Raw genomic sequence first — 22,037 nt, 5'->3', positions numbered from 1 at the left:
TTTTGCTAATTTCCTCCTGTGCCAGAAAAATTCCATGCGTGTACCATCCTCATTTTACCAGCCACATCATGGCGAACTGCCATTTTGGCCTGTTGATCACACTGCTTTAACAGTGCTTGAATACTCTCTTCCTGGTCATAACCAGTTTCACCAAAGACTTGCCCTCCAGCTGTCAGGTGGTCACCAACCGTCGCAAAGAGTCGGTGGTAGAAGCCGAGCCCGTGTTCATCAGCGAACAACGCAATTGCAGGCTCGTTGTCTAAAACAGACCGGTCCATCACCGCCGTATCATCACGATCGATATATGGTGGATTAGTAACGATTAGGTCAAACCGCTTTTGAAGCCGATCAAAGAGGTCACTCTCAACCAACGGGAGGTCAAGGCGATACCGCTCCATATTCTCCCGTGCGACATTCAGGGCCGCACGAGAAATGTCACTCAGCGTGATTGACCATTGTGGCCGCTCCAACGCAAGCGTAATTCCAATTACACCGCTGCCAGTTCCCAGGTCCAGTACCCGGATATTTCGGTCGGCAGGAATTGTTGCGAGCACCCACTCAACTAGTTCGGCCGTTTCGGGTTCAGGGATCAAGACATCCCTTGTAACCGTGAATTGCCGACCATAAAAGTTGGTCGTACCAACAATATATTGCGCCGGCACATCATCCAGAAGCTGAGCAACCGCATTCTTAAACCACTTCTCCTCTTCAAAAGGCATCTGGTCACGGTTATGGAGTAAAAGGTGCGTATCATCCCAACCCATCCGTTGCTGGAGTAAAAACTGGGGAGCATTAGGATCAACTTCACTACCATTCAGCTGTGCCTTTGCCCACCGCTGGGCAGCAAAATAGGTCCACCCGTTACTCATTGCGTAGTTGCTCCAGCTTCTTCGTCTGGTCAGCCACAATCAATGCTTCAATAATTTCATCGAGGTCCCCAGCCATAATCTTATCGAGCTTATTCAACGTTAACCCAATCCGGTGGTCAGTAACCCGGTTTTGGGGGAAGTTGTAGGTCCGGATCCGTTCTGACCGGTCACCAGTACCGATTGCGTTCTTCCGCTTTTCGTCATAAGCACTCTGCTCTTTTTGTTGGTAGTAGTCATAAACCCGTGACTTCAGAATCCGCATCGCTTTGGCACGGTTTTGCTGCTGTGACCGTTCATCCTGCATGGCAACGACAATCCCGGTTGGCAAGTGGGTCATCCGGACAGCTGATGATGTCTTGTTAACGTGCTGACCACCAGCACCGCTAGAACGATATACATCAACCCGAATATCTTTTGGATCAAGGTCAACATCAACGTCCTCGGCTTCTGGCATTACACCAACCGTTGCCGTTGACGTGTGAACCCGCCCGGCCGATTCAGTAACCGGTACCCGCTGAACCCGGTGGGCACCATTTTCAAACTTTAACTTTGAATAAACCTTATCACCGGTAATCATTAAGGCAATTTCCTTAAAGCCACCAACTTCGGTTTCGTTCTTATCAACCACTTCAACCTTCCAGCCCTGTCTTTCAGCATAGTGAAGGTACATGTTGTATAAGTCGGCCGCAAAAAGGCTCGCTTCATCCCCACCAGCGGCACCACGGATTTCCATGATAATGTTCTTATCATCATTTGGATCCTTTGGAATAAGCAAAACTTCCAGTTCCTTTTCTAACTGTGCTTGTTTTTCTTTCGAATCAGCAAGTTCTTCCTTGGTCATCGCGGTCAAATCTGGATCGTCAGTTTCCCGGAGCATTTCTTCGTCATCCTTAATGGTCTGGGTAACTTGCTTGTATTCATTATATTTTTCAACCGTTTCCCGGAGGCTACCTTCCTCCTTGGAAAGCTTCATGAACCGTTGTGAATCGGCAATAACTTCCGGGTCGCTGATTAACTCGTTTAATTCATCATAACGGTCGGCAACTGCTTGAAGCTTGTCAAAGATCTCTGCAATTTCCATTATTAATTCTCCTCTTTCTTTCCTAGTAGTGGGTGGAAGTAATGTTTACGGCAAACTGGATAGTAGGATTCATTGCCACCAATTTGGACCTGCTCACCCTCGTAAACTGGTTTGCCGTCGTGAATCCGTAAGTTCATGGTTGCCTTATGTGGGCAGAACCAACAGATTGTCTTCATTTCCTCAATCTTATCAGCATAAATTAACAGGTACTTAGACCCCTCGAACAATTCATTCTTGAAGTCATTTTTGAGGCCAAAGGTCATTACCGGGATATTTAACTCATCGACGATTTTGATCAACTGTAAAATGTGCCTCTTTTTTAAGAACTGGGCCTCATCAATCAGCACACAGTACACCTGATGGTCAACATTCTTAACATAATCGTAAATATTGGTATCGTCCATTACCGGTTGAACCTTCCGTTTGAGGCCAATCCGACTAGCGATAATCCCTTGTCCAGAGCGGTTATCAACGCCACTTGTCATTAAGACAACCGGCTTCCCCTGTTCCTCATAGTTATGAGCAACCTTGAGGATATCAATTGACTTGCCAGAATTCATTGCACCATATTTAAAAAACAGCTGTGCCACGTGTGATTTCCCCTTTTATGCATAGTACTTTTATTATATCTAAAAGCTGCAGGCTTTTAAATACTTCGCTACGCCCCAACCTATTCTACCGAAATCATTTTGATTTTTCGAATAATAAGGGTAAAATTAGTTTAAATTATTTACCTAGGGACCTGAAAGGAGTCAGTCAAATGTCAATTCGCAGTACATTTGCCGAATCAATCGGCCGGTCTAGTTACTGGTTCCTCCACCGCTTCCGCAATGGTGGGAGCTCATTGCCAGGAAAATTAACCCTCACAATTGATCCCCACATTCTACATTCATTTAGCAAAAAATACGACCTCGTAATCGTTACTGGGACAAATGGGAAGACCCTAACGACTGCGTTAAGTGTCCGGGTACTTCGCAGTAAGTATGAGCAAGTGCTTACCAATCCCACCGGTTCAAATATGGAACAGGGGATCGTAACTACCTTCATTACCGCTCCCCGGCCACATAAAAAGGGGCTGGCGGTACTAGAAGTCGATGAAGCAAACGTAATTAAGGTGACCCAGTTTATTAAACCGGTAGCCTTTGTCTTTACTAATATTTTCCGTGACCAAATGGACCGTTACGGTGAAATCTATACTACCTACCGTAAAATTCTGGCGGGGGTACGGCGAGCACCCAAGGCCACCATTATTGCCAATGGTGATGAGCAGCTCTTTAACACCGACAGCTTACCCAACCCGGTAATCTACTATGGCTTTAATCACCAGCACCGGCCGGCATTCGACGCCCCGGCTAATACTGATGGCTTACTCTGCCCAAAATGTCAGCACATTTTACATTACCACTTACGGACTTACGCCGGCCTTGGTGCCTACTTCTGTCCGCACTGTGGTTTCCACCGGCCACCGTTAACATACGCAGTGACCAGCCTAAACAAACTTACACCTACCAGTTCAACTTTTGCGATTGATGGTCAGGAATATACAATCGGGGTTGGCGGTCTTTACAACATCTACAATGCCCTGGCGGCTTATTCACTTGGGCGTTACTTTAACGTTAGTCCCGCACAGATTAAACAAGCCTTTGAAAGCGATGAACGAGTCTTTGGTCGGCAGGAAGTGATCAACATTGGTGACAAAAAGGTGACCATGGTCCTCGTCAAGAATCCGGTTGGTCTTAACCAAGTGCTCGACATGATTGCAACTGATCTGCGCCCGTTCAGTCTTGGCTTCCTCCTCAATGCAAATTATGCTGATGGAATCGACACTAGCTGGATCTGGGACGGCAACTTTGAGCAGTTCACCCACAATGACGTTCGGCAGTATTTTACTGGTGGTGAACGCTACAAGGATATTTCCACCAGGTTAACGATGGCGGGAGTTAGTGATCTTTGGGAAGAGCCGGACCTTACCAAGGTGGTTGACCGGATTAAACAATTGCCAACCGACCAGGTATACCTGCTTGCCACCTACACCGCGGTCCTCCAGCTTCGAAAGATTTTAGCAGAACAAGGCTATATCAAGGGAGGGATGGACTAATGGCAAAATATCAGCTTAACCTTGCCCACTTGTACGGCAACCTTCTTAACACCTATAGTGACGTTGGCAACATCATTGCGCTCCGTTATTATGCCATCCGGATGGACACAGCGATTAACACAACGGTAATCAGCATTGGTGATCAATTTAACCCCGATGAGTTCGACCTCGCCCTTTTCGGCGGCGGCCAAGACTATGAACAATACGTGGTTTCAAAAGACTTGCCAAATAAAAAGGCGGCGCTTAGCAAGTTTATCAATGATGGAAAGCCCTTGTTAGCAATTTGCGGTGGTTACCAGCTACTCGGTCATTTTTATATTGGTGCCGATGGGAAAAAGATTCCTGGTCTGGGGTTACTCGACCACTATACACTCAGCCAGGATAATCATCGTTTTATCGGTAATATCACCATTAAGGATGAAAAGACTGGCAACGAATACCATGGCTTTGAAAACCACAATGGCCGAACCTTTCTTGGTAAGGGTGAACGGCCGCTGGGTAAAGTTATCACCGGAAACGGTAATAATGGTGAAGATGGTACAGAAGGAGCTATTTATAAGGAAGTTTACTGTTCCTACTTCCACGGTCCGATCCTGACACGAAACGGGGAAATCGCCAAGCATCTTCTTCTTACCGCGCTTCATAATAAGTATCCTGCTGCTGACTTGAGCACACAACGATCCTTATTAATTAAGCCAACATTCTAATATTCTTTGAAGGGGGCATGACAGAACCGAGTTTTGTCACGCCCCTCTTGTTGAATACAGCGCTATCCCCCCTGCTCACATTTTAAAATTTCATAAAAAAGCAATGATAAATTTGTCATATTCAAAATATTAATACTTGCCGGATACTTACCACTGAGCATACAATTAGTTTGTAACTATCTAATTAACGTATTAACAACTCAGGGGGAGTAATTTAGCATGTCTGGACGACTACAAGACAAAGTCGCAATTATTACCGGGGCCGCCAGTGGCCAAGGTGCAATGGAAACAAAGATTTTCCTACAAGAGGGTGCCAAGGTCATTGCTACTGATATCCAAAATGACCTTTTAACCAAAAAGGATGCCGAACTTAGAAAGGAGTTTGGTGACAACCTGCTTTCAATTACTAGTGATGTCACCAGTGAAGATGCTTGGGTTAACATTGTTAAGCAGGCAGTCGACAAGTTTGGCAAAATCGATATTTTGGTCAACAATGCCGGAATTGGAACCACTGATAAAACTAGTGGCTTAACGGACTCAACGGTTGAAGATTGGTACCGCTACATGAATACCAACGCGATGGCGCACTTCTTAGGGATGAAACACGTGGTCCCATATATGAAGAAGAATGGGCAGGGTGCCATCATTGATATTTCATCCTTAGCAAGTGTCCAGGGGATTGCAGGAGCATCCCCTTACACTGCTTCAAAGGGTGCTTCACGGGCCTTTACTAAGGGTGCCGCTCGTGACCTTGGGAAATACCATATTCGGGTTAATTCAGTCCTACCTGGCTGGATTGTTACCCCAATGATGCAACAATTTACCCTAAACAAGGAAAAACTAGATGCGTTAATTAAGGGAATCCCGCTCGGCTACTTAGGTAATCCTGAAGATGTTGCCTACGCGGTTGTCTTCCTTGCATCCGACGAAGCTCGTTTCATCAATGGTGCAGAGTTAGTCGTTGATGGTGGACAATCCGTTCGGGGATAAGTGGTAAAATCGAATTTTCTTAATACAAATCCAAAAAGGATGAGCCTGCGAAGAAACTGAAATTTCTCCCGGGCTCATCCTTTTTATATTAGTCAATTCATGTGGTCAGTGATTAAATCATAAACCTTTTTGGCGTCTTCTGCCGTCTTGCTAATCAAAATTAGGGTATCGTTACCAGCCAACGTACCAATTACCCCTGGGACATCAAGCTCATCAAACATCCCTGCCAAAATCGTCGCATAGCTAGAGTTAGGCTCGGTCTTAACCACGTTTAAGAACTGGACCGTCTCAATTGACTGAACATTATTGCGGATACCAAGATAAAGACGGTCATAGTTATGTGCTGGATCTTTTTGCAGCTGAACATAGTAGGTATGACCTGTCCCATCACTAGCCTTAACGATATTTAACGTATGAATATCACGTGAGATTGTTGCCTGTGTAGTCTCGATTCCGGCATCCGTTAATAATTGCAGTAGTTCTTCTTGGGTCTCAATTTTTCTTTCATTTACTAACTGCGCAATAAATTTACGGCGTTCTTTACGGTCCATTATCTTGTTGTCCCCCTTCACAGCAAAATTTAATTTTTATTCATTTTTTGGATTAATTATAAATTATAATAATCATTTTAGCAAAAGATGTCAACGGTAGTAATGGTCAATGCGGCGGTTTTATCCCTTTCCGGTTTCCTCACTAATTAATTGTATAAAAATTAGGGACGTTGCATTTCATGCAAGTAGGTGGCGAATATTTTATCACGCCGGTCAAGGTAGGCTTGGTTCTTAGCAGTGGGGTGAACCCGGTTTGTTAGTACAATTATCCCCCGATCACTCTGTCGGTCAAGGATCAGCCAGGTACCCGTATAGCCAGTATGACTAATTAACAAGTGGTGGTCGGCTTCCCGTGAATGTAACAGTTTCCACCCTAATGACCGGCTATGTTCACCAGCCATTGGTGTTTGATCCATAAAAAATGCATCAACCATTGCAGGCTTCAAGAGGCCGGCCAGGTTTTCTTCAATCAGCGCCCTGCTAAAGGTCGTCAGGTCGTCAAGGGTGGCAAATAATCCTGCACAACCGCAGTGTTCACCAAGGATATAGCCTTTCGGGTCGTGCACGGTCCCCCGAATTAGCCCACGCTTTGGCTGAATTTCCGTTGGCACACACTTACTAGCTACGGGGTTAAAGGTAGCGCCGCGCATCCCTAGTGGTTTTAACACCCGCTCAGCTATTACCTTCTGGACCGGGGCCTGACAAATTTGTTCAACAATCCACCCCAGGTACAGGAAGTTCACGTCAGCATACCTGATTTGCCGATTCAGCGAGGAATTAACGTGCATTTGGGTTAAGAAAACATGCTTTAGCTCAACTGGTCCCAGTTCATCACGGTGCGGAATATAACCTGCAATACCAGAAGTATGCGTGATCAAATTACGAATCGTTGGTCGGGGATCCGTAAATTCCGGTAGATATTTTTGAACCGGGTCCTCCAGCGTTAATTTTCCTTCCTGGAGTAACATTGCAACCACTGGTACCGTCCCCACTACCTTCGTCAGTGAGGCCAAGTCATAATCCATCCCCTCTTCCAACGCTTCGGGAAACGGTCGCGTTTGTGCAAGTCCCCGTACCTGCCGAAGTTGTTCCTGTCCTTCAAAAATGAGGTAACTGATTCCGGGAACCACTCCATCATGGACTAGTGTGTTCAACTGCTTAACTGTTTGCGAATATGGCTTCATCATTTTACCTTCTTTAAACTAAAAAACTGCTGTAGTAGGTACTTATTCTACCACAGCAGTTTTTATTAAATATTGTTACCGAGGAATTGACTATTGTACAGGTCGGCATAGAAACCGTTTTTAGCCATTAGCTGGTCATGGTTCCCCGTTTCAATAATGTGTCCGTGGTTAACCACGATGATTTGTTCAGCATTACGAATAGTCGATAGTCGGTGAGCGACCACGAAACTAGTCCGGTTCTTCTGCAAATCATTCATCGCCGTCTGAATCAAGGCCTCCGTCCGTGTATCAACAGAACTGGTGGCCTCATCCAGAATTAAAATATCAGGGTTAGCCAGGAAGGCCCGGGCAATTGTCAGCAGTTGCCGTTGCCCCTGCGAGATATTTGAAGCTGACTCGTTCAGCACGGTTTGGTAGCCATTTGGCAGCTCACGAATAAAGCTATCAGCATAGGCCATTTTCGCTGCTTGGTAAACTTCTTCTTCCGTGGCATCTTCACGGCCATACTTGATGTTGTCATAGATTGTCCCAGTAAAGAGCCAGGTATCCTGAAGAACCATCCCGATGTGCTTCCGCAGTTCTTCACGTGTCATTGACCGGGTATCATGCCCGTCAAGGTAGATATGGCCACCCTGAATCTCATAGAACCGTTCCAGAAGGTTAATAATGGTCGTCTTACCAGCACCAGTTGGTCCGACAATGGCAACCATGTGATTGCGTGGTGCCTTTAAATTAAAGTCTTCAATCAGCGGCTCCTCACCATAACTGAATTGCACATCCTTAAATTCAACCTTTGGTACTGGTTGCTCTGTGGTTGGTTGGTCCTTGATGACTGTTTCATCCATTTCATCAGCATCAAGTACTTCAAAAATCCGTTCAGCAGAAGCAATTGTTTGCTGGATCGTACTACTCAGGTTGGCAATCTGGGTAATTGGCTGGGAGAACTGGTTGGTGTATTGCAGGAAGGCCTGGACGTTACCAAGGGTGATCCGGCCGTTAATGACCGCAAAGGCACCAACAACCGCCACCATTAAGTAACCTAAATTCTTAATAAAGTTCATCAGTGGGAAAATCAAAATAGAGAAGAACTGCGCCTTCCAGGCTGCTTGGTAGTACTCATGGTTCTTACCCGCAAACTGTTTTTCCTCATCTTGTTCCTTATTAAAGGTCCGGACAATGGTGTGGCCAGCATAAGTTTCTTCAACCTGCCCGTTGATTTTACCCAGTGCCGCTTGTTGCCGACTAAAGAGCCGTTGAGCAGTTGGGGCAACAAAGGCTACCACGAGTAAACTTAGTGGAATCATAATGAATGCCACGAGGGTTAGCTTCCAACTAATTGAGATCATTAAGGCAAGGACACCAAAGAAGGTAATCAGACTGGTAATAATCTGGATCAGACTTTGCTGGAGAGTTCCAGCAATGTTATCCATATCGTTAACCATACGGCTCATGATGTCCCCGTTACTGTGGGTATCATAAAACTTAACCGGTACACGGCCCATCTTCTCCTTCAGGTCCTGGCGGAGGTTGTAAACCACCTTTTGGGAAATCCGGGTCATAATAATCTGTTGCGCAAAACTAAACAGGCCGGAGAAAACATAGAGAAGAATAACAATTATCCCAATCTGAATAATCCGGTGAAAGTCGATTGGAAAGCTGGTCAGATGCTGACCGGCCTTTATCTCCCGGTACCCCTTCATCACACCATTATAAATAACCGTCGTTGCTTCACCAAGGATCTTTGGAGCAACGATGGAGAGGATGACGGAAGCAATGGCCAGGATGATTGAAAAGGTTACCCCAAATTTCCAGGGACTGAGATAAGCAAAGAGCCGCTTCGTCGTTGGCCAGAATTGTTTTGGCTTGTTAATCTTTCTTGGTCCGCGATGCACGCTCCTCATCTCCCTTCTGAATTTGTGAATCAACAATTTGTTGGTAAGTCTTATTCTCGGCCTTCAATTCATCGTGGGTCCCTTGTCCGACTACCTCACCTTCGTCAATTACGAGGATTTGGTCGGCATCCGCAACCGTTGATACCCGCTGAGCAACAATAACGGTAACCGCCTGTTGGATTTGTGGATCCTTACGGAGGGCTAGCCGTAGCTCTGCATCGGTCTTAAAGTCTAATGCGGAGAAGGAATCATCAAAAATATAAATTGAAGCCGGCTTAATAATCGTCCGGGCAATGGCCAACCGTTGCCGTTGACCACCGGAGAAGTTACTACCATCTTGTTCAACCGGCGCATCAAGTCCACCTGCTTCTTTGACAAAGTCAGCCGCCTGGGCGATTTCTAGTACATGCCACATTTCGTCATCTGTTGCTGCTTCGTTACCAAACTGCAGGTTTGAACGGATGGTACCTGAGAACAATACCGCCTTTTGCTGGGTGATCGAAATTACCTCATGAAGGTCGTGCTGGCTCAATTTCTCGATTGGTTGACCGTCGACCTCAATTCGACCAATTTCAATGTCAAACAAACGGGGGATCAGGTTCACCAGGGTTGACTTACCAGAACCGGTTCCACCAATAATTGCCAGTGTTTGCCCGGCATGCACATCAAAGTTAAGATCATGAAGTGCCAATTTTTCAGCACCCTGGTAGCGAAAGTCAACATGGTCAAATTTTAAACTGGCAGGTTGGCCAGCGGCAATTTTTACCTGTTGGTCCGCTGGGGCATCGTCAACGGAGATCGGTTGCTCCAGTACCGCATTAACCCGCGCCGCAGAAGCCGAAGCCCGTGGTACAAAGACAAAAATCATTGAGAGCATCATAAAGCTAATCATGATCTGCGTGGCGTAAGTCAAAAAGGCAATCAGGTTCCCAACCTGCATCGTCATTCCGGCAATTAACCGACTACCTAACAGGATGATCCCGACGTTGGTTAAACTGAGGATTAGGGTCATTACCGGAAAGAGAAACGAAACCAGCGTAAAGGCCTTGATCCCGGTCTGGGTGTAATCGTGGTTGGCAACCTTAAAGCGGCCCTGCTCACGCTGTTCTTCACGGAAGGCCCGGATTACCCGCACCCCCGTTAATCCTTCCCGGAAAATCAGGTTGATCCGGTCAGTTTTCTTTTGAATACTCTTGAATAGTGGGACCGCGAAGTACATTACCGCAACCACTACAATTGCCAGAATTGGCAAACTAATTAAGAATACCCTGGTTAATCGTGGTTCACGGACATATGCCAGGACAATCGCCGCCACTAACATAATTGGTGACTGAAGCATCATCCGTAACACCTGTACCATCACGTTCTGAATTTGAACGATGTCGTTGGTTGACCGGGTAATTAAGGATGAGTCACCAAACTCATTGATTTCCTTGCTAGAAAAGCGGAGAACCCGGTGAAAGATTTGCTGACGGAGCTTTTCCCCAACTTTCATCGCTTGCGTTGAGGCAAAATAAACATTGCCGGCCGCGGCAACAAGCCCAATTGCGGCAACAATTAACATATAAATCCCATCGCGCCAAACATATGGCATATTCTTCTGCATGATTCCTTTATCAACTAGCTCCGAAGTAATTGTTGGTAGGTAAAGGTCACAAGCAACTTGGACGATCAAGAACAAGACGGCCAAGGTCGTTGCCCAGCCCGTTAAGTTTTTCCGTGCTATTTTTATCAAATTTGCTTACACTCCTCTCCATTCTTGCGGCAACAGGTCGCCATAATTGGCTTTTAACTGTTTTTGCATTTTCTGAACAACATTTAAAAATGACTTCCGCTCCTCAGCGGTAACCTTTTGTAATAATTCCCTTTCAAATTGCTGCCGTGTTGCCAGGTTTTCCTGGTAAAGTTCTTTTCCCTTCGCCGTAAGCTTAACGCGGACAATTCGACGGTCCGTTTCATCACGCCATCGTTCAACAATTTTATTTTTTTCCAACCGCTCAAGTACTTCGCTGATTGATCCGGGTTTAACCTGTGCTAAGGTAGCTAGTTCACGCTGTGAAACTCCCGTATTGTGAGCAAGCAAGTGAATCAACCGCCCCTGGCCACGAAAGCTAGCCTTATTGGCTGGCCTTTTAAGCGCTACATGGTGGATCTCAGCAATTAGACAGAAAAGCTGCTGAAACAACCGGTCATCTGCCGTTACCATCGCATTTTCCTCCTTTAATTTTCGTTCGGTACATAATGATTAGGTACATAACGATTTTACATCTTACTCCTTACGATAAAAATTGCAAGAATTTTAATTTAAAGTATCGAAACTATTACATAAATGTTTCAAAAGTATTACAATATACTTGTAAAGAAATTATTAATTGAATTTAATTTATAAAATTAAAAAGCATAAGAGCGTTTGAGAGAACGGGGGTTGTAATTATGTTTACGATGAAGAAGAAAATTATCAGTGGTTCATTGGTTGCCCTAATGGCACTTGGCTTGGCTGGCTGTGCAAGCAATAATGCGGCACCAGCAAGCAAAGTCAGCAGTCATCCGCAAACAACTAAGGTCTCACAGACTTCAAATAAGAAAGCTTCTAGTTCAAGTATTCAAACTGCTACAGAAAGCTCAAGCAGCAGCAACCAAGCTAGTGCAAAGACGCAAGCAAGTTACGCTGCCCAATCAAACAGTACTAGCAACCAAGACGAACAAGTTGTTAACCAATTTGTAAAGGCTAGTGGTGTTAAGGAGAGCAAGGATGCTCAATACATTGTTAGTCAAACAAACAATAAGGACAACTACCAAGTTGAAGTTCGTGACAGCCAGGGTGATCCAAACATCTCTCACCTTGATGGTTTGTACCACTTCAATCCAGTAACTAACAAAGTTCAACAAATGAACCCCGTAACTGGTCAATTCGAAAATAAGTAATTTAAAAGACTAAGGGCCGTGGCAAAGCAGATTTGTCACGGCCCTTTTGTGTTAGCTCCAAATATTACTGAGATACCGTTAATTGTTATAAGTCATAATCATCGCTGGTAAAGCTATCACCATGCTTGCGGCCATAGAGGAAGTAGACTACTCCCCCTACCAGTAACCATACAAGATAGGTAAGCCATGCATTGAGTGAAATATTTACCAGGAGAACCAAGCAAACGATCATCGATAAAATTGGAATAATTGTTCCACCTGGTACCATAAATGGTCGTTCAAGCATTGGATAACGCTTACGCATAATAATTACAATTGCTGAAATTAAGAAGAACACCACCAACGAACCGACATTGGAAATTAATGCTAGGTAGTGAAGGTCAAATTCACCAGCCAGTACCGCAGCAAGGATTCCCACTAACCAAATTGCACGGTTAGGACTATGCGTCTTGCTATTTAACGTTGCTAATGTTTCTGGTAAAAACTTGCTCCGGCTCATCGACTTAATGATGTTAGAGCCAGCATAGATGAACGCAAAAACGACCGCCATAATTCCGAGGATTGCCCCGAAAGAAACAATTTGTGCTACTAGCACGTGCCCTTTGTCTAGCAATACGTAGGACATGGCTTCAGAAACATTTAAGCGCTTATACTTCAAAACTCCGGTCATTACAAAGCCAACCAAGATATAAAGTAAGGTTGACACCGTCAGTGAAATTACAATCGCTAATGGCAACGTCCGGTTAACATCCTTGGCATCTTCCGCCGACGTTGCTAAGGCATCAAAGCCGAGGAACGAAAAGAAGACTGCTGATGCACCAGTGAACACACCAGAAACACCATATGGGTAGAAGGGATGAAGATTTGCCACATTGATATCCCGAAAGCTAACCACCAGGAACAAAAGGATAATTAATAGCTTAACCCCGACCAAGATATTATTGACCACCTTACTTTCACTTGTTCCTCGCGTGAGGATAAAGGCGATCAATAAAACCATGATAAAAGCAGGAAGATTAATTATCCCACCCTTGTCAGGAGCAGCCAATAGACTATTTGGAAGGTGGACATTTAACTCACTAAGAAAGGAGCTAAAGTAACCGGTCCACCCGTTAGCAACTGTTGCGGTAGTTGTTACATACACCCCAATCAATGTCCAACCAGCCAAAAAGGCCGCGACATTGCCAATTGATACCCAGGCATAAAAGAAGGCACTTCCTGAATTAGGCAGGCTGGTGGTTAATTCAGCATAGCACAGGCCAATCAAGCCACTCGCAACCGCTGCAATTAAGAACGAAAGGATCACCGCTGGACCAGCATCCTGCGCTGCGACAATTCCTGTTAGAACTAGAATTCCAGTACCGATAATTGCACCGATACCAAGAACTACCAAGTCAAGTAACCCTAACGTCTTTTGGTTTTCTTGAGTACCATTATCTTTCATCAAATTAATTCAAAATCCTTTCTATTTTTCGCCTTAAACGAAAATAAATTTACAATACGATTGTTATTTTACCGTAAATTCCCCATAAAACAAAAATTTCCCTTATAAGCGTATAAAAAATAGGATTAAATGAACAAATCATTCAATCCTATCTATTAGAGATTCAATTATGAATTACTAATTAGCCAACACTTTTACCCATTGGCTTTAAGAAGTGGTCAATAATGTTAGATACCCGGTCAAGATCAACATTACCACCAGATACTAATGCAACGACATTCTTACCCTTAATGTATTGATCATCAATCTTGTGTGCTTCCAAAGCAGCAGTTGGCAAAGCACCCGCACCTTCAGTAACAATCTTAGTCCGTTGCAGTAAGTCCTTCATTGCCTGTGCGATTTCTTCCTCATTGACCAGCACAATTTCATCAACTAACTTGTCAACGATTGGGAAAGTCAATGAACCTGGCATAGCAACATCAGTACCATCAGCTAACGTGAAGTCATCGTGGTGGTAGGTTAACTTACCCTTGTTAACTGATTCAGCCATCCCGTGAACGTTTTCGGATTGGACACCAACCACATGAATACCAGGGTTGAATGACTTAAGAGCGGTAACAACACCGGACATTAAGCCACCACCACCAATTGGAACAATCACGGTGTCGACATTCCAAATGTCATCAAGGATTTCCAGACCGATTGTCCCTTGACCAGCCATGACATACTTATCATTGAATGGGTCAACGATGGTCTTACCTTCCTTTTCTGCCCGTTCAAACATCCATTTGTGAGCGTCATCAAAGGTGGCACCATGAATATCAACTTCGGCACCGTAACCAGCAGTGGCATCCCGCTTTAATTGTGGTGCTTCATCTGGCATCACAACAGTGGTATCAATTCCAAGCAACTTACCACTTAAGGCAACCCCCTGGGCGTGGTTACCGGCAGAAGCAGTAATAACCCCACGTTCTGCTTCTTCCTTTGTCAGGTGTTGCATCCGATTATTAGCGCCCCGGAATTTAAATGAGCCAGTCAGTTGCATATTTTCGAGCTTAAGGTAGACATTGGCATCGCAAACTTGACGGCTCAAAAACATTGACTGAATAAGAGGTGTTTTCCGAGCATATTTACTAATTGTTGCCTTAGCGTCTTCAATATCTTTAATGTTCAAAATGTCTTCTGTTTGTGCAACAACACTATTTGTAGCCATAATACGAGACCTCCAAAAGTTAGATTAAGCTTTGTCTAAACCCCAATTAAAGATTTAATTCAGTGTAAGGGAGGTCTAGTGAATCAGCTAATCCCTTGTTAGTAACCTTGCCTTCGTATACACAAACCCCACTCTTCAAGGCTTCATCAGACTTAATGGCTTCGTCGATGCCCTTGTCAGCAATTTCAAGAAGGTAGTCAAGGTTACCAGCAGCAAGTGCCATTGTAGCAGTACGTGGAACAGCACCAGGTTGGTTAGGAACAGCATAGTGAATTACGCCGAACTTGGTGAATACCGGATCATCAATGGTTGTTGGGTGGTCAATTGTTTCAACAGTCCCACCTTGGTCAATGGCAACGTCAGCAATAACACTGCCCTTCTTCATTGACTTAACCATGTATTCCTTAACCAGCTTTGGTGGACGAGCACCTGGAATCAAAATGGTTGAAATGAAGAGGTCTGCATCCTTGATTTCCTTTGCAAGATTGTCTTCAGTTGATTCAACAACCCGTAAGTTCTTACCAGCGTATTGCTTCTTTAATTCTTCGATCCGCTCTGGCTTCTTTTCAATAATTACAACTGAGCAATTCATACCAAGAGCTAAGTCAGCGGCAGCAACGGCGGCGTTACCACCACCAAAGATGACAACGTTACCGGCAGGAACTTCTGGAGTCCCCGGTAAGAGGATCCCTTCACCACCCTGTTGTGCTTCAAGGTAGTAAGCACCCATGATGACAGAACGACGACCAGCAATGTGGCTCATTGCAGACAGCAATTCTGCCTTGCCATTCTTAACAATGGTTTCAGCACCGATTGCAGTCGTACCAGCCTTCATCATTGCATCAACAGTTGGCTTGGAAGAAGCAAGGTGTTGGAAGCCCCAAACAATTTGGCCCTTCCGGAAGTACTTGTATTCTTCTGGATCTGGTTCCTTAACCTTAATTACCAGGTCAGCCTTCCAGCCATCTTCGTGTGAAACAATCTTTGCCCCAGCCTTTTCGTATTGGGCGTCGTCAAAGCCTGAACCAGCACCGGCATCCTTTTCAACGAGTACAATGTTACCGGCTTTTACCATTTCTTCAACGTTGTGAGGAGTGGCAGCAACCCGGCCTTCACCTTCCTTTTGTTCTTTAATAACAGCAATTGTCATACTCATACTCGAAAACCTCCCTTTTCTTTTGAGTACGCTTACATTATACAACAATATCTAAAAAGTAAAAGATTTTACTCACATTCTGGTGTTTTGTTTGATTTTTATCATTTTTTAATTCCCATTGTATCAGTAGTTGTAAGCGCTTTATTGGCTTTGTGAGACTTTTACTTATTTTTCGATGATACCGTTTTAACTACTTTTTAATTTTAAGGTGGAAACGGTTGCGATCATTAATTTTAGCTTTGACTGCTTTTAAAAAGTCGGCTATTTCGCTTGCTTTGATTAATTATATTAAACACGGTAAAAGGCACTAGTAAAATTTTCTGCTTTACTAAACGATATTCTAATAATGGACGGTGATTAATTAACATTTAGCTCATTTTTAATCGAAATATCGCCCGATTGAAAATACTTAGCCAATTAGAAAACTGTCAATGATTTATACAATAAAAAGGGTAAAGTATTTAGCAGACAACCGCCAAGCCCGAAAGCCAGACGGTTGTCCAAGTCGCTAAACCATACTATGATATAGCGTAAGAGGAAGTTATATTATATGCTGAAAACCGGTAACGCTCTTGTGCTGGTGTACTGCAATACACCACCAGCCAAGCGCAACAAGGACCATCGCCAAAATTAATCAGCTTCTTTCGTTGGACTTGTGCATTGGTGGTTGCCAGTGCACTTTTTTAGTATGAAGAACATTTAAAACAAAAAAGCCGCTAATTGACGGCACTTTTTATATGAGACTAAATATAATTCAAAACTAAAGACACAAATAGTTCATGAATATCTTCCTACTTCCCAGAGTACTTATGATCTTGGTGAAAGATATGATATTAGACCAAGGCTCATTGCTAGATGGGTTCAAAGATATCGAATGGCAGGGCTCAATTCGCTGAAACCACGTCGTCATAAGCGGACGTTTACCGCTGACTTCAAGCTAAATGTGGTAGACTACTACCAAACTCATGATGAGTCTATGGCTGAAGTGGCGGCTCGGTTTGATGTGCTAGCGTATCAGGTTTCAATTTGGCGTTCACAATTCGAGCGAGGCGGTATTAAAGCCTTATAACCTCACCCGAAAGGTAGGAAATCAAAAGTGAAACACACTAAGAAACAGCTTCGTCACCTCGCTAATAAGACTGAAGTAGAACACTTAAAGGAAGAACTTGCTAAGAAAAATCAAGAGCTCCATGACACAAAATTGGAGCGTGATATCTTAAAAAAATCGCTGACCCTGTTCGGGCCCTCAAAGCAAAAGCGTTAGTCCCGATCAAGCGATGATCGAATATACTAATGCAACTAATGAGCGCAAACAACGTATAAACTTACTCAAATTAATGGAAGAATCTGGGAGAAAAGGCCCTCTTTATGCTGAAATAATTGAAAAAAGGGATTTAAGAAATTGGTTGCTTGCCAAAACAAACTTATATCTAAACGAAAAGTGCCACTTATTTATTTCTCTTAGAAATTTAGAAAGATATGAACATAATGGACTATTATTGGCCCTTGATTTAGTAAATAAGCCTATACAGAAAAACCGCCCAGTAAAAGCCGGACGGTCGATTGAAACGCTAATTCATGCTATAATATGGCTGTGCTAGAGAATATTACTTCAATAGTTGGGCTGATAAATTAGCTTTAAGCGCTCTTATTCTGGTGTACTGCAATACACCACCAGCCAAGCGCAAACAGAGTACACCTTCAAGGGTATCAGCTCCTATAACTACACTCGTGCATTGGTGGCTGCCAGTGCATTTTTTTATTATATCATGATATTTTTGTGCAAAATAAAAACTGCCACCCGCAAGTGACAGTCGCGCCCGACAACTAAATTGAATTTAGACGGTTCAAAATCGGTTCAAAATTTTATATAAACAACTTTAACAGCCTTTGAACCGGTTAAAGAATACCGCCATATCAACTGATTGATGGCTTATGAAATTAAATGAAAGTATAAAAAATCACCCGCACGGGGATATAAAAAGCCTTTCTAATAAGGTTTATACCCCCTTTTGACTCAAGTTTGACTCAGATTAAATATTTCCTAATTTTTCAACAATTGCATTATCATTTTTAGTTTTGAATTCATCAACAAGATACGCATAAACTTTTAAAGTAATATTAACGTTAGCATGTCCCAAACGTTTACTAATGGCATATATATCAATACCTTGACCAATTAAATAAGCAACATGTACATGACGTAAGGAATGAAAATGAAATTCTTGTTTAGGAATCCCTGCTTCCTTCATAACCTCATGCAGGCATTTATTCAATGCATTGGACGTAGGGATAGTACCAAACATATTTCTAAACACCATCGTTGAACCATTAGCTCTTAAATCTCCAAGATATTCTAATAATTCACGATTAACCTTAATAACACGATTACTTGAACTTGTTTTGGTAGGTTTGAATGCTTTCCCCTTTTCATCCCACGACTTGCTTATTGAAATCGTAGAATGTAAGAAATCAATATCATTCCAAGTTAATGCCTGTATTTCTCCTTTTCTCATTCCCGTATAAATCGCTGTAAGTATCATATATCGACTAGTGTAATGTTGATCTAACTTATCCACAGTGAACTTCTTTAACTTTTGTAATTCACTGTTGTTAAGATACTCGACCTTACGTGTCCGGCTAGCATCATATGATATCTCAACATTATTAGTAAAATTCTTATTAATAATGCCATCATCCACAGCATAATCTATACAAGTATGACAAGCCCCCTTTAGCTTTCTAACACTTTCATAAGAATGATTTTTACCATACCAATTTATGAAGCCTTGATAATCGCTCCGGCGTATATCTTTAAGTTTCTTTTGCTTAAAGTATTTTTCCACATAATTACCAACAAGCTCGTACTGATACTTACCACTATGACTTTTGACCTTATTTGCTTTATACAACTCAAACCATTTACGATAATAGTTAGTGAATGAAATATCAATAAAATCAATATTAGATTCCTCTAGTTCAAGTTTAAGCTTCGTTGCTGCTTCTTTAGCATCACGCTTTAATTTAAAGCGCCCCTTAGCCTTCCGTTGCTTACGGTTACCATTACCATCGCGATAATTAACATAGCCATAATATCCATTATTAGTCTTCTTTACAGTAGTTCCAATGTATCCCATATTCTCAGAGTCCTTTGATCATTAAGTCAGCACAGATAATAAGAAACTTTATCGTTACATAATGATTTAAGGATCACGTTACTGTCATTCTATGAATATATTAACTTTAACTACTTGTTTCCATTTTAGAAAAATAATACCAATTTTCGTTACTAAATTCCTTGCTAACACTATGTATAGCAATACATATTTCTTATTATTCCATGCTTATAATATGAGATCCCTTCCTTCATAGTTTAATCGTGAATGAAAATATGCTTCAAAGCTACACTGTTTATATTACTTTGATTAAATGCACTATAAATTACTTAATAAATCATCAATCTTTTCATGTGATTCATCTTTTTTATAATTAACCATTCCATCACCAATTCCATTAGAATAAAAAAACAAGTCCCTTAATTTTTCCATGGCTTTATCATTATTTGCTAGTTTTATATAATTAAATAATTTGTAAAAAAGTGTAATAGTTGATAAATCCAAATTATTTAGTTCGCTCTCTTTAAAGATATTCATTTCATCTTTAAAAGAATTCAATAACTTATTTCGTCTAATTTCTTCTTCAGCATGATGATCGTTTCCTTTTATCTTTATATACCGACCTTCTTTATTGGTGTACCCCTCAACCTTTCCCTGAAGACCTATTTCCTTCAATGCTTTAACAAATCTTTCCGCAGAAGTTCCGTAAATAAGGTAATCAACAGAAACATTCCCACGTTTGGCAATTGCTTTCAATCGTTCGTCTTCAGGTTTTGCAGTACCTTTTTCCCAGCGAGAAACGGCAGCTTTACTAACAGGCGGATTAAAGCGCTTACCAAATTCTTCCTGGCTTTCTCCTAATTTTTGCCGAATCTTCTTTATCCTTTCACCAACTAGTTTCTTATCCATTTATTTCACCCCATAAGTCAACCATAATGATTAACTATATTTTAATAGATTTATCTTTTATAGTCAACATATCGCTATTATTTGCATTGCCTTTATAGACAACATGAAACTTTATCCTCCAAAATAAGTTAACCAATCTTGTTGACAAGTAAACATGAAGTGTTCTATCATTACTATGAAAATTGTTTTGCCACATTTGGTTTATTAAGAAAGGGGCAACCACATATGGATTTTACTTCTAAGGCATCCATCCCGGATGATTTTGCTACTGCTATCAAGGAAGAAATCCTGAGTACTATTATTCAGACCCGGGAATCATCACTCAATAGTCAATTTCCGCCTTATCTTTCAAAAGCGCAGGCTGCTAAGTATTTGGGCATCTCTACTCAAACTCTAACCGAATGGATGTTAAATTCCAATCTTCATTTACCTTACAAGAAGATCGGCAAGACTTACCGTTTTAGTCGACTTGAGCTTGATCATTTCATGACTAGTACTGGAGGTGATCATTAAATGTCTACTAAATATCATGTTGAATTGGATGACTGTCAAGAGCGCTCGATTCAGCAGATGATTAATGACAATCACTTTTGGCCAGCAAATTGCCCACCAAGCAGTGTTGGACAGCTCATTAAATGGGCTATTACTGATTACATCGATTTCTATAAATCTTATCGTAATAATAAGGAAGGAGAACAATAATGATTCCTGATCTAAGTATTATTAAACATAAGGTTGCACTTGTTTGGGCAGCATTGCTTTACCCAAATTACGGGATCCTACTGACACTGGTTGACACTGAAGACCATCCTTTCGGTCTTAACGATAAAACAGTTACCATTAAACTATTTATCAATTCCAAGCATCATGATCAACGAGTTGCAGCTAATAAAGCTCTAACATCATTAATGGATGCACTTAATATTAAGGTACCCGACCTAAGCAAACAACCGCCACAAGTAGTAGCTGCTACTTATGCTCGGTTGTTGCAGCAGCGTAGTTGGTATGGATGGTTGTTCAGTACGCCACCAGCAAAGTTAACTTTATTGAAGGTTAATGCTACTCAGGGAATTTCCCAACACCACCAGAAGCACTACGTTAATTACACCTTCAATTCCGCAAATGAAGAAATTAATCGTAAAGATACTTTAATCCACGACTTTGTTCCATTAAATGTTTGGTGGTATCAGGAATTCCTACGGCCAAAACCAATCTTAAACTTCCCGACAGATGGTCTTCTATGGAAGGACAAAAACGGGAACGACCGCGGTGACATTGCAGATGCTAATATGATCGCACGTTCATTGGGTATTAGTAACAAGAAATTGTTACAAGCGCTGTTTTACGAAATTAAATTTGAGATGGCTGATGTTCTAACTTTTGATCGATTTCACCGAAAGATAACCACAAACCTACCGGGAAACATTTTCAGCCGTCAGCCTGCTTTGAATGCATCTTTAACTGGTGAAATGGTAGCTTACTTTCGTATCCACGATGAACGACCATCAGTCGACAAGATTTATCAGGCTGGGGTTGCTGGCGAGCTTCCTAATCAAGCCTGGAACGGCAAATGGATGAATTCACCAAGGCACCCTAATTTTAAGGAGGTGGTAAACATGTAATACATCATTTGACCGTCACAACCTAGTCATATATGGGGGGGCTTCCCATATATGAGACTTCTTGTGTCATCCCAAGGAGGGGCGCGGTTGACTGATTTTCACCTTGCCATTGGGTGAACACCTGGTCAAAAATTGTTCCCCCAAAAATGGGAAATATTTAATATTCAAGTGCTTAAAAAAGAGCTAACGGAACCGCCATTCCACTAGCTCTCAAGATTCGAACCAATCAAATGGACTAATAATGTAACACATGCCTAATGATTAATTCGAGCACAATTAT

22 protein-coding genes are annotated in these 22,037 nt (G+C 42.5%); 9 read left to right on the top strand and 13 right to left on the bottom strand.

Translation table 11 applies throughout. The annotated features are described in order from the left end of the window. Positions 1-5: 5 nt before the first annotated feature. From prmC to QOS07_RS01655, 3 genes are read right to left on the bottom strand one after another with little or no spacing between them, the layout of a single operon-like run. A complete protein-coding gene (gene prmC, locus QOS07_RS01665) occupies positions 6-869 on the bottom strand; it encodes a peptide chain release factor N(5)-glutamine methyltransferase (protein ID WP_283587269.1) in 864 nt (287 codons plus the stop codon). Continuing rightward, positions 862-1,950, bottom strand: a complete 1,089-nt coding sequence (gene prfA / locus QOS07_RS01660; protein WP_283587268.1) for a peptide chain release factor 1 — start codon at positions 1,948-1,950, stop codon at positions 862-864. The genes prmC and prfA overlap by 8 nt, the downstream gene beginning before the upstream one ends. Positions 1,951-1,952: 2 nt before the next feature. After that, positions 1,953-2,540, bottom strand: a complete 588-nt coding sequence (locus tag QOS07_RS01655; RefSeq protein ID WP_283587267.1) for a thymidine kinase — start codon at positions 2,538-2,540, stop codon at positions 1,953-1,955. 170 nt (positions 2,541-2,710) lie between these two features. Here QOS07_RS01655 and QOS07_RS01650 point away from each other — a divergent pair, with 170 nt between their 5' ends. From QOS07_RS01650 to QOS07_RS01640, 3 genes are all read left to right on the top strand, one after another. Next, positions 2,711-4,048, top strand: coding sequence for a Mur ligase family protein (locus QOS07_RS01650; RefSeq protein WP_283587266.1), 1,338 nt, complete (start codon positions 2,711-2,713; stop codon positions 4,046-4,048). Beyond that, on the top strand, positions 4,048-4,755 hold the full coding sequence (locus tag QOS07_RS01645; protein WP_283587265.1) for a type 1 glutamine amidotransferase: 708 nt from the start codon (positions 4,048-4,050) through the stop codon (positions 4,753-4,755). The genes QOS07_RS01650 and QOS07_RS01645 overlap by 1 nt, the downstream gene beginning before the upstream one ends. A 219-nt stretch (positions 4,756-4,974) precedes the next feature. After that, positions 4,975-5,745: an SDR family NAD(P)-dependent oxidoreductase gene (locus tag QOS07_RS01640; protein WP_283587264.1), complete on the top strand. Its 771-nt coding sequence runs from the start codon at positions 4,975-4,977 to the stop codon at positions 5,743-5,745. A gap of 92 nt (positions 5,746-5,837) precedes the next feature. Here the strand turns inward: QOS07_RS01640 and QOS07_RS01635 are convergent, their stop codons facing one another. The 5 genes from QOS07_RS01635 to QOS07_RS01615 all read right to left on the bottom strand — a co-directional run bounded on the left by QOS07_RS01635 (position 5,838) and on the right by QOS07_RS01615 (position 11,578). Beyond that, positions 5,838-6,296 carry an arginine repressor gene (locus QOS07_RS01635; protein WP_283587263.1) on the bottom strand — a complete coding sequence of 153 codons (459 nt, stop codon included), beginning with the start codon at positions 6,294-6,296 and terminating at the stop codon, positions 5,838-5,840. Between the two features lie 161 nt (positions 6,297-6,457). Further along, on the bottom strand, positions 6,458-7,480 hold the full coding sequence (locus QOS07_RS01630) for a serine hydrolase domain-containing protein (RefSeq protein WP_283587334.1): 1,023 nt from the start codon (positions 7,478-7,480) through the stop codon (positions 6,458-6,460). 65 nt (positions 7,481-7,545) lie between these two features. After that, positions 7,546-9,381 (bottom strand): ABC transporter ATP-binding protein, encoded by a 1,836-nt coding sequence (locus QOS07_RS01625; RefSeq protein ID WP_283587262.1) that lies wholly within the window; start codon positions 9,379-9,381, stop codon positions 7,546-7,548. Next, positions 9,347-11,107 carry an ABC transporter ATP-binding protein gene (locus QOS07_RS01620; protein WP_283587261.1) on the bottom strand — a complete coding sequence of 587 codons (1,761 nt, stop codon included), beginning with the start codon at positions 11,105-11,107 and terminating at the stop codon, positions 9,347-9,349. Before QOS07_RS01620 ends, QOS07_RS01625 begins: the two co-directional genes overlap by 35 nt. A 6-nt stretch (positions 11,108-11,113) precedes the next feature. Next, positions 11,114-11,578 carry a MarR family winged helix-turn-helix transcriptional regulator gene (locus tag QOS07_RS01615; protein ID WP_283587260.1) on the bottom strand — a complete coding sequence of 155 codons (465 nt, stop codon included), beginning with the start codon at positions 11,576-11,578 and terminating at the stop codon, positions 11,114-11,116. 227 nt (positions 11,579-11,805) lie between these two features. On the opposite strand from QOS07_RS01615, the gene QOS07_RS01610 reads away from it, so the two are divergent. Continuing rightward, positions 11,806-12,297, top strand: coding sequence for a hypothetical protein (locus QOS07_RS01610; RefSeq protein WP_283587259.1), 492 nt, complete (start codon positions 11,806-11,808; stop codon positions 12,295-12,297). A gap of 85 nt (positions 12,298-12,382) precedes the next feature. Here QOS07_RS01610 and QOS07_RS01605 read toward each other — a convergent pair whose 3' ends face one another. The 3 genes from QOS07_RS01605 to QOS07_RS01595 form a co-directional block, all read right to left on the bottom strand. After that, positions 12,383-13,741 carry an APC family permease gene (locus QOS07_RS01605; RefSeq protein ID WP_283587333.1) on the bottom strand — a complete coding sequence of 453 codons (1,359 nt, stop codon included), beginning with the start codon at positions 13,739-13,741 and terminating at the stop codon, positions 12,383-12,385. A gap of 181 nt (positions 13,742-13,922) precedes the next feature. Continuing rightward, a complete protein-coding gene (gene tdcB / locus QOS07_RS01600) occupies positions 13,923-14,954 on the bottom strand; it encodes a bifunctional threonine ammonia-lyase/L-serine ammonia-lyase TdcB (protein ID WP_283587258.1) in 1,032 nt (343 codons plus the stop codon). 46 nt (positions 14,955-15,000) lie between these two features. Next, entirely contained in the window at positions 15,001-16,104 is a 1,104-nt protein-coding gene (locus QOS07_RS01595; protein WP_283587332.1) for an alanine dehydrogenase, read from the bottom strand. A gap of 778 nt (positions 16,105-16,882) precedes the next feature. Between QOS07_RS01595 and QOS07_RS01590 the strand changes: the two genes are divergently transcribed. Next, the gene (locus QOS07_RS01590) at positions 16,883-17,179 is read left to right on the top strand and encodes a transposase (RefSeq protein WP_326521320.1); all 297 of its coding nucleotides are present in this window, start codon (positions 16,883-16,885) and stop codon (positions 17,177-17,179) included. 27 nt (positions 17,180-17,206) lie between these two features. Then, complete coding sequence (locus tag QOS07_RS01585; protein WP_283587256.1) at positions 17,207-17,374, top strand: hypothetical protein; 168 nt, start codon at positions 17,207-17,209, stop codon at positions 17,372-17,374. A gap of 769 nt (positions 17,375-18,143) precedes the next feature. Here QOS07_RS01585 and QOS07_RS01580 read toward each other — a convergent pair. Together QOS07_RS01580 and QOS07_RS01575 are read right to left on the bottom strand one after the other, a co-directional pair. Then, positions 18,144-19,247, bottom strand: coding sequence for a site-specific integrase (locus QOS07_RS01580; protein ID WP_278844234.1), 1,104 nt, complete (start codon positions 19,245-19,247; stop codon positions 18,144-18,146). Positions 19,248-19,544: 297 nt separating this feature from the next. Further along, positions 19,545-20,135 carry a helix-turn-helix domain-containing protein gene (locus tag QOS07_RS01575; protein WP_283587255.1) on the bottom strand — a complete coding sequence of 197 codons (591 nt, stop codon included), beginning with the start codon at positions 20,133-20,135 and terminating at the stop codon, positions 19,545-19,547. A 225-nt stretch (positions 20,136-20,360) separates the two neighbouring features. Here QOS07_RS01575 and QOS07_RS01570 point away from each other — a divergent pair, with 225 nt between their 5' ends. Genes QOS07_RS01570 through QOS07_RS01560 form a run of 3 tightly spaced genes read left to right on the top strand, consistent with a single transcriptional unit; the run spans position 20,361 to position 21,757 of the window. After that, positions 20,361-20,648, top strand: a complete 288-nt coding sequence (locus QOS07_RS01570) for a helix-turn-helix domain-containing protein (protein ID WP_283587254.1) — start codon at positions 20,361-20,363, stop codon at positions 20,646-20,648. After that, entirely contained in the window at positions 20,649-20,837 is a 189-nt protein-coding gene (locus QOS07_RS01565) for a hypothetical protein (protein ID WP_283587253.1), read from the top strand. Beyond that, positions 20,837-21,757 (top strand): hypothetical protein, encoded by a 921-nt coding sequence (locus tag QOS07_RS01560; RefSeq protein WP_283587252.1) that lies wholly within the window; start codon positions 20,837-20,839, stop codon positions 21,755-21,757. The genes QOS07_RS01565 and QOS07_RS01560 overlap by 1 nt, the downstream gene beginning before the upstream one ends. The last annotated feature ends 280 nt before the right edge of the window (positions 21,758-22,037 follow it).

Origin of the sequence: Limosilactobacillus viscerum, assembly GCF_947387525.1 — a bacterium.
In the GTDB taxonomy this organism is placed as follows: Bacteria; Bacillota; Bacilli; order Lactobacillales; family Lactobacillaceae; genus Limosilactobacillus; species Limosilactobacillus viscerum.
The sequence above is the reverse complement of the archived record's forward strand: the minus strand, read 5'-3'. Positions and strand labels throughout refer to the sequence as shown.

Excerpts from the sequence above, each read along its gene's own strand:
- QOS07_RS01575 (WP_283587255.1), bottom strand. The coding sequence starts at position 20,135 with ATGGATAAGAAACTAGTTGGTGAAAGGATAAAGAAGATTCGGCAAAAA.
- QOS07_RS01595 (WP_283587332.1), bottom strand. The coding sequence starts at position 16,104 with ATGACAATTGCTGTTATTAAAGAACAAAAGGAAGGTGAAGGCCGGGTT.
- prmC (WP_283587269.1), bottom strand. The coding sequence starts at position 869 with ATGAGTAACGGGTGGACCTATTTTGCTGCCCAGCGGTGGGCAAAGGCA.
- QOS07_RS01610 (WP_283587259.1), top strand. The coding sequence starts at position 11,806 with ATGTTTACGATGAAGAAGAAAATTATCAGTGGTTCATTGGTTGCCCTA.
- QOS07_RS01630 (WP_283587334.1), bottom strand. The coding sequence starts at position 7,480 with ATGAAGCCATATTCGCAAACAGTTAAGCAGTTGAACACACTAGTCCAT.
- QOS07_RS01635 (WP_283587263.1), bottom strand. The coding sequence starts at position 6,296 with ATGGACCGTAAAGAACGCCGTAAATTTATTGCGCAGTTAGTAAATGAA.
- QOS07_RS01605 (WP_283587333.1), bottom strand. The coding sequence starts at position 13,741 with ATGAAAGATAATGGTACTCAAGAAAACCAAAAGACGTTAGGGTTACTT.
- QOS07_RS01580 (WP_278844234.1), bottom strand. The coding sequence starts at position 19,247 with ATGGGATACATTGGAACTACTGTAAAGAAGACTAATAATGGATATTAT.
- QOS07_RS01570 (WP_283587254.1), top strand. The coding sequence starts at position 20,361 with ATGGATTTTACTTCTAAGGCATCCATCCCGGATGATTTTGCTACTGCT.
- tdcB (WP_283587258.1), bottom strand. The coding sequence starts at position 14,954 with ATGGCTACAAATAGTGTTGTTGCACAAACAGAAGACATTTTGAACATT.
- QOS07_RS01565 (WP_283587253.1), top strand. The coding sequence starts at position 20,649 with ATGTCTACTAAATATCATGTTGAATTGGATGACTGTCAAGAGCGCTCG.
- QOS07_RS01560 (WP_283587252.1), top strand. The coding sequence starts at position 20,837 with ATGATTCCTGATCTAAGTATTATTAAACATAAGGTTGCACTTGTTTGG.
- QOS07_RS01650 (WP_283587266.1), top strand. The coding sequence starts at position 2,711 with ATGTCAATTCGCAGTACATTTGCCGAATCAATCGGCCGGTCTAGTTAC.
- prfA (WP_283587268.1), bottom strand. The coding sequence starts at position 1,950 with ATGGAAATTGCAGAGATCTTTGACAAGCTTCAAGCAGTTGCCGACCGT.
- QOS07_RS01615 (WP_283587260.1), bottom strand. The coding sequence starts at position 11,578 with ATGGTAACGGCAGATGACCGGTTGTTTCAGCAGCTTTTCTGTCTAATT.
- QOS07_RS01625 (WP_283587262.1), bottom strand. The coding sequence starts at position 9,381 with ATGAGGAGCGTGCATCGCGGACCAAGAAAGATTAACAAGCCAAAACAA.
- QOS07_RS01645 (WP_283587265.1), top strand. The coding sequence starts at position 4,048 with ATGGCAAAATATCAGCTTAACCTTGCCCACTTGTACGGCAACCTTCTT.
- QOS07_RS01640 (WP_283587264.1), top strand. The coding sequence starts at position 4,975 with ATGTCTGGACGACTACAAGACAAAGTCGCAATTATTACCGGGGCCGCC.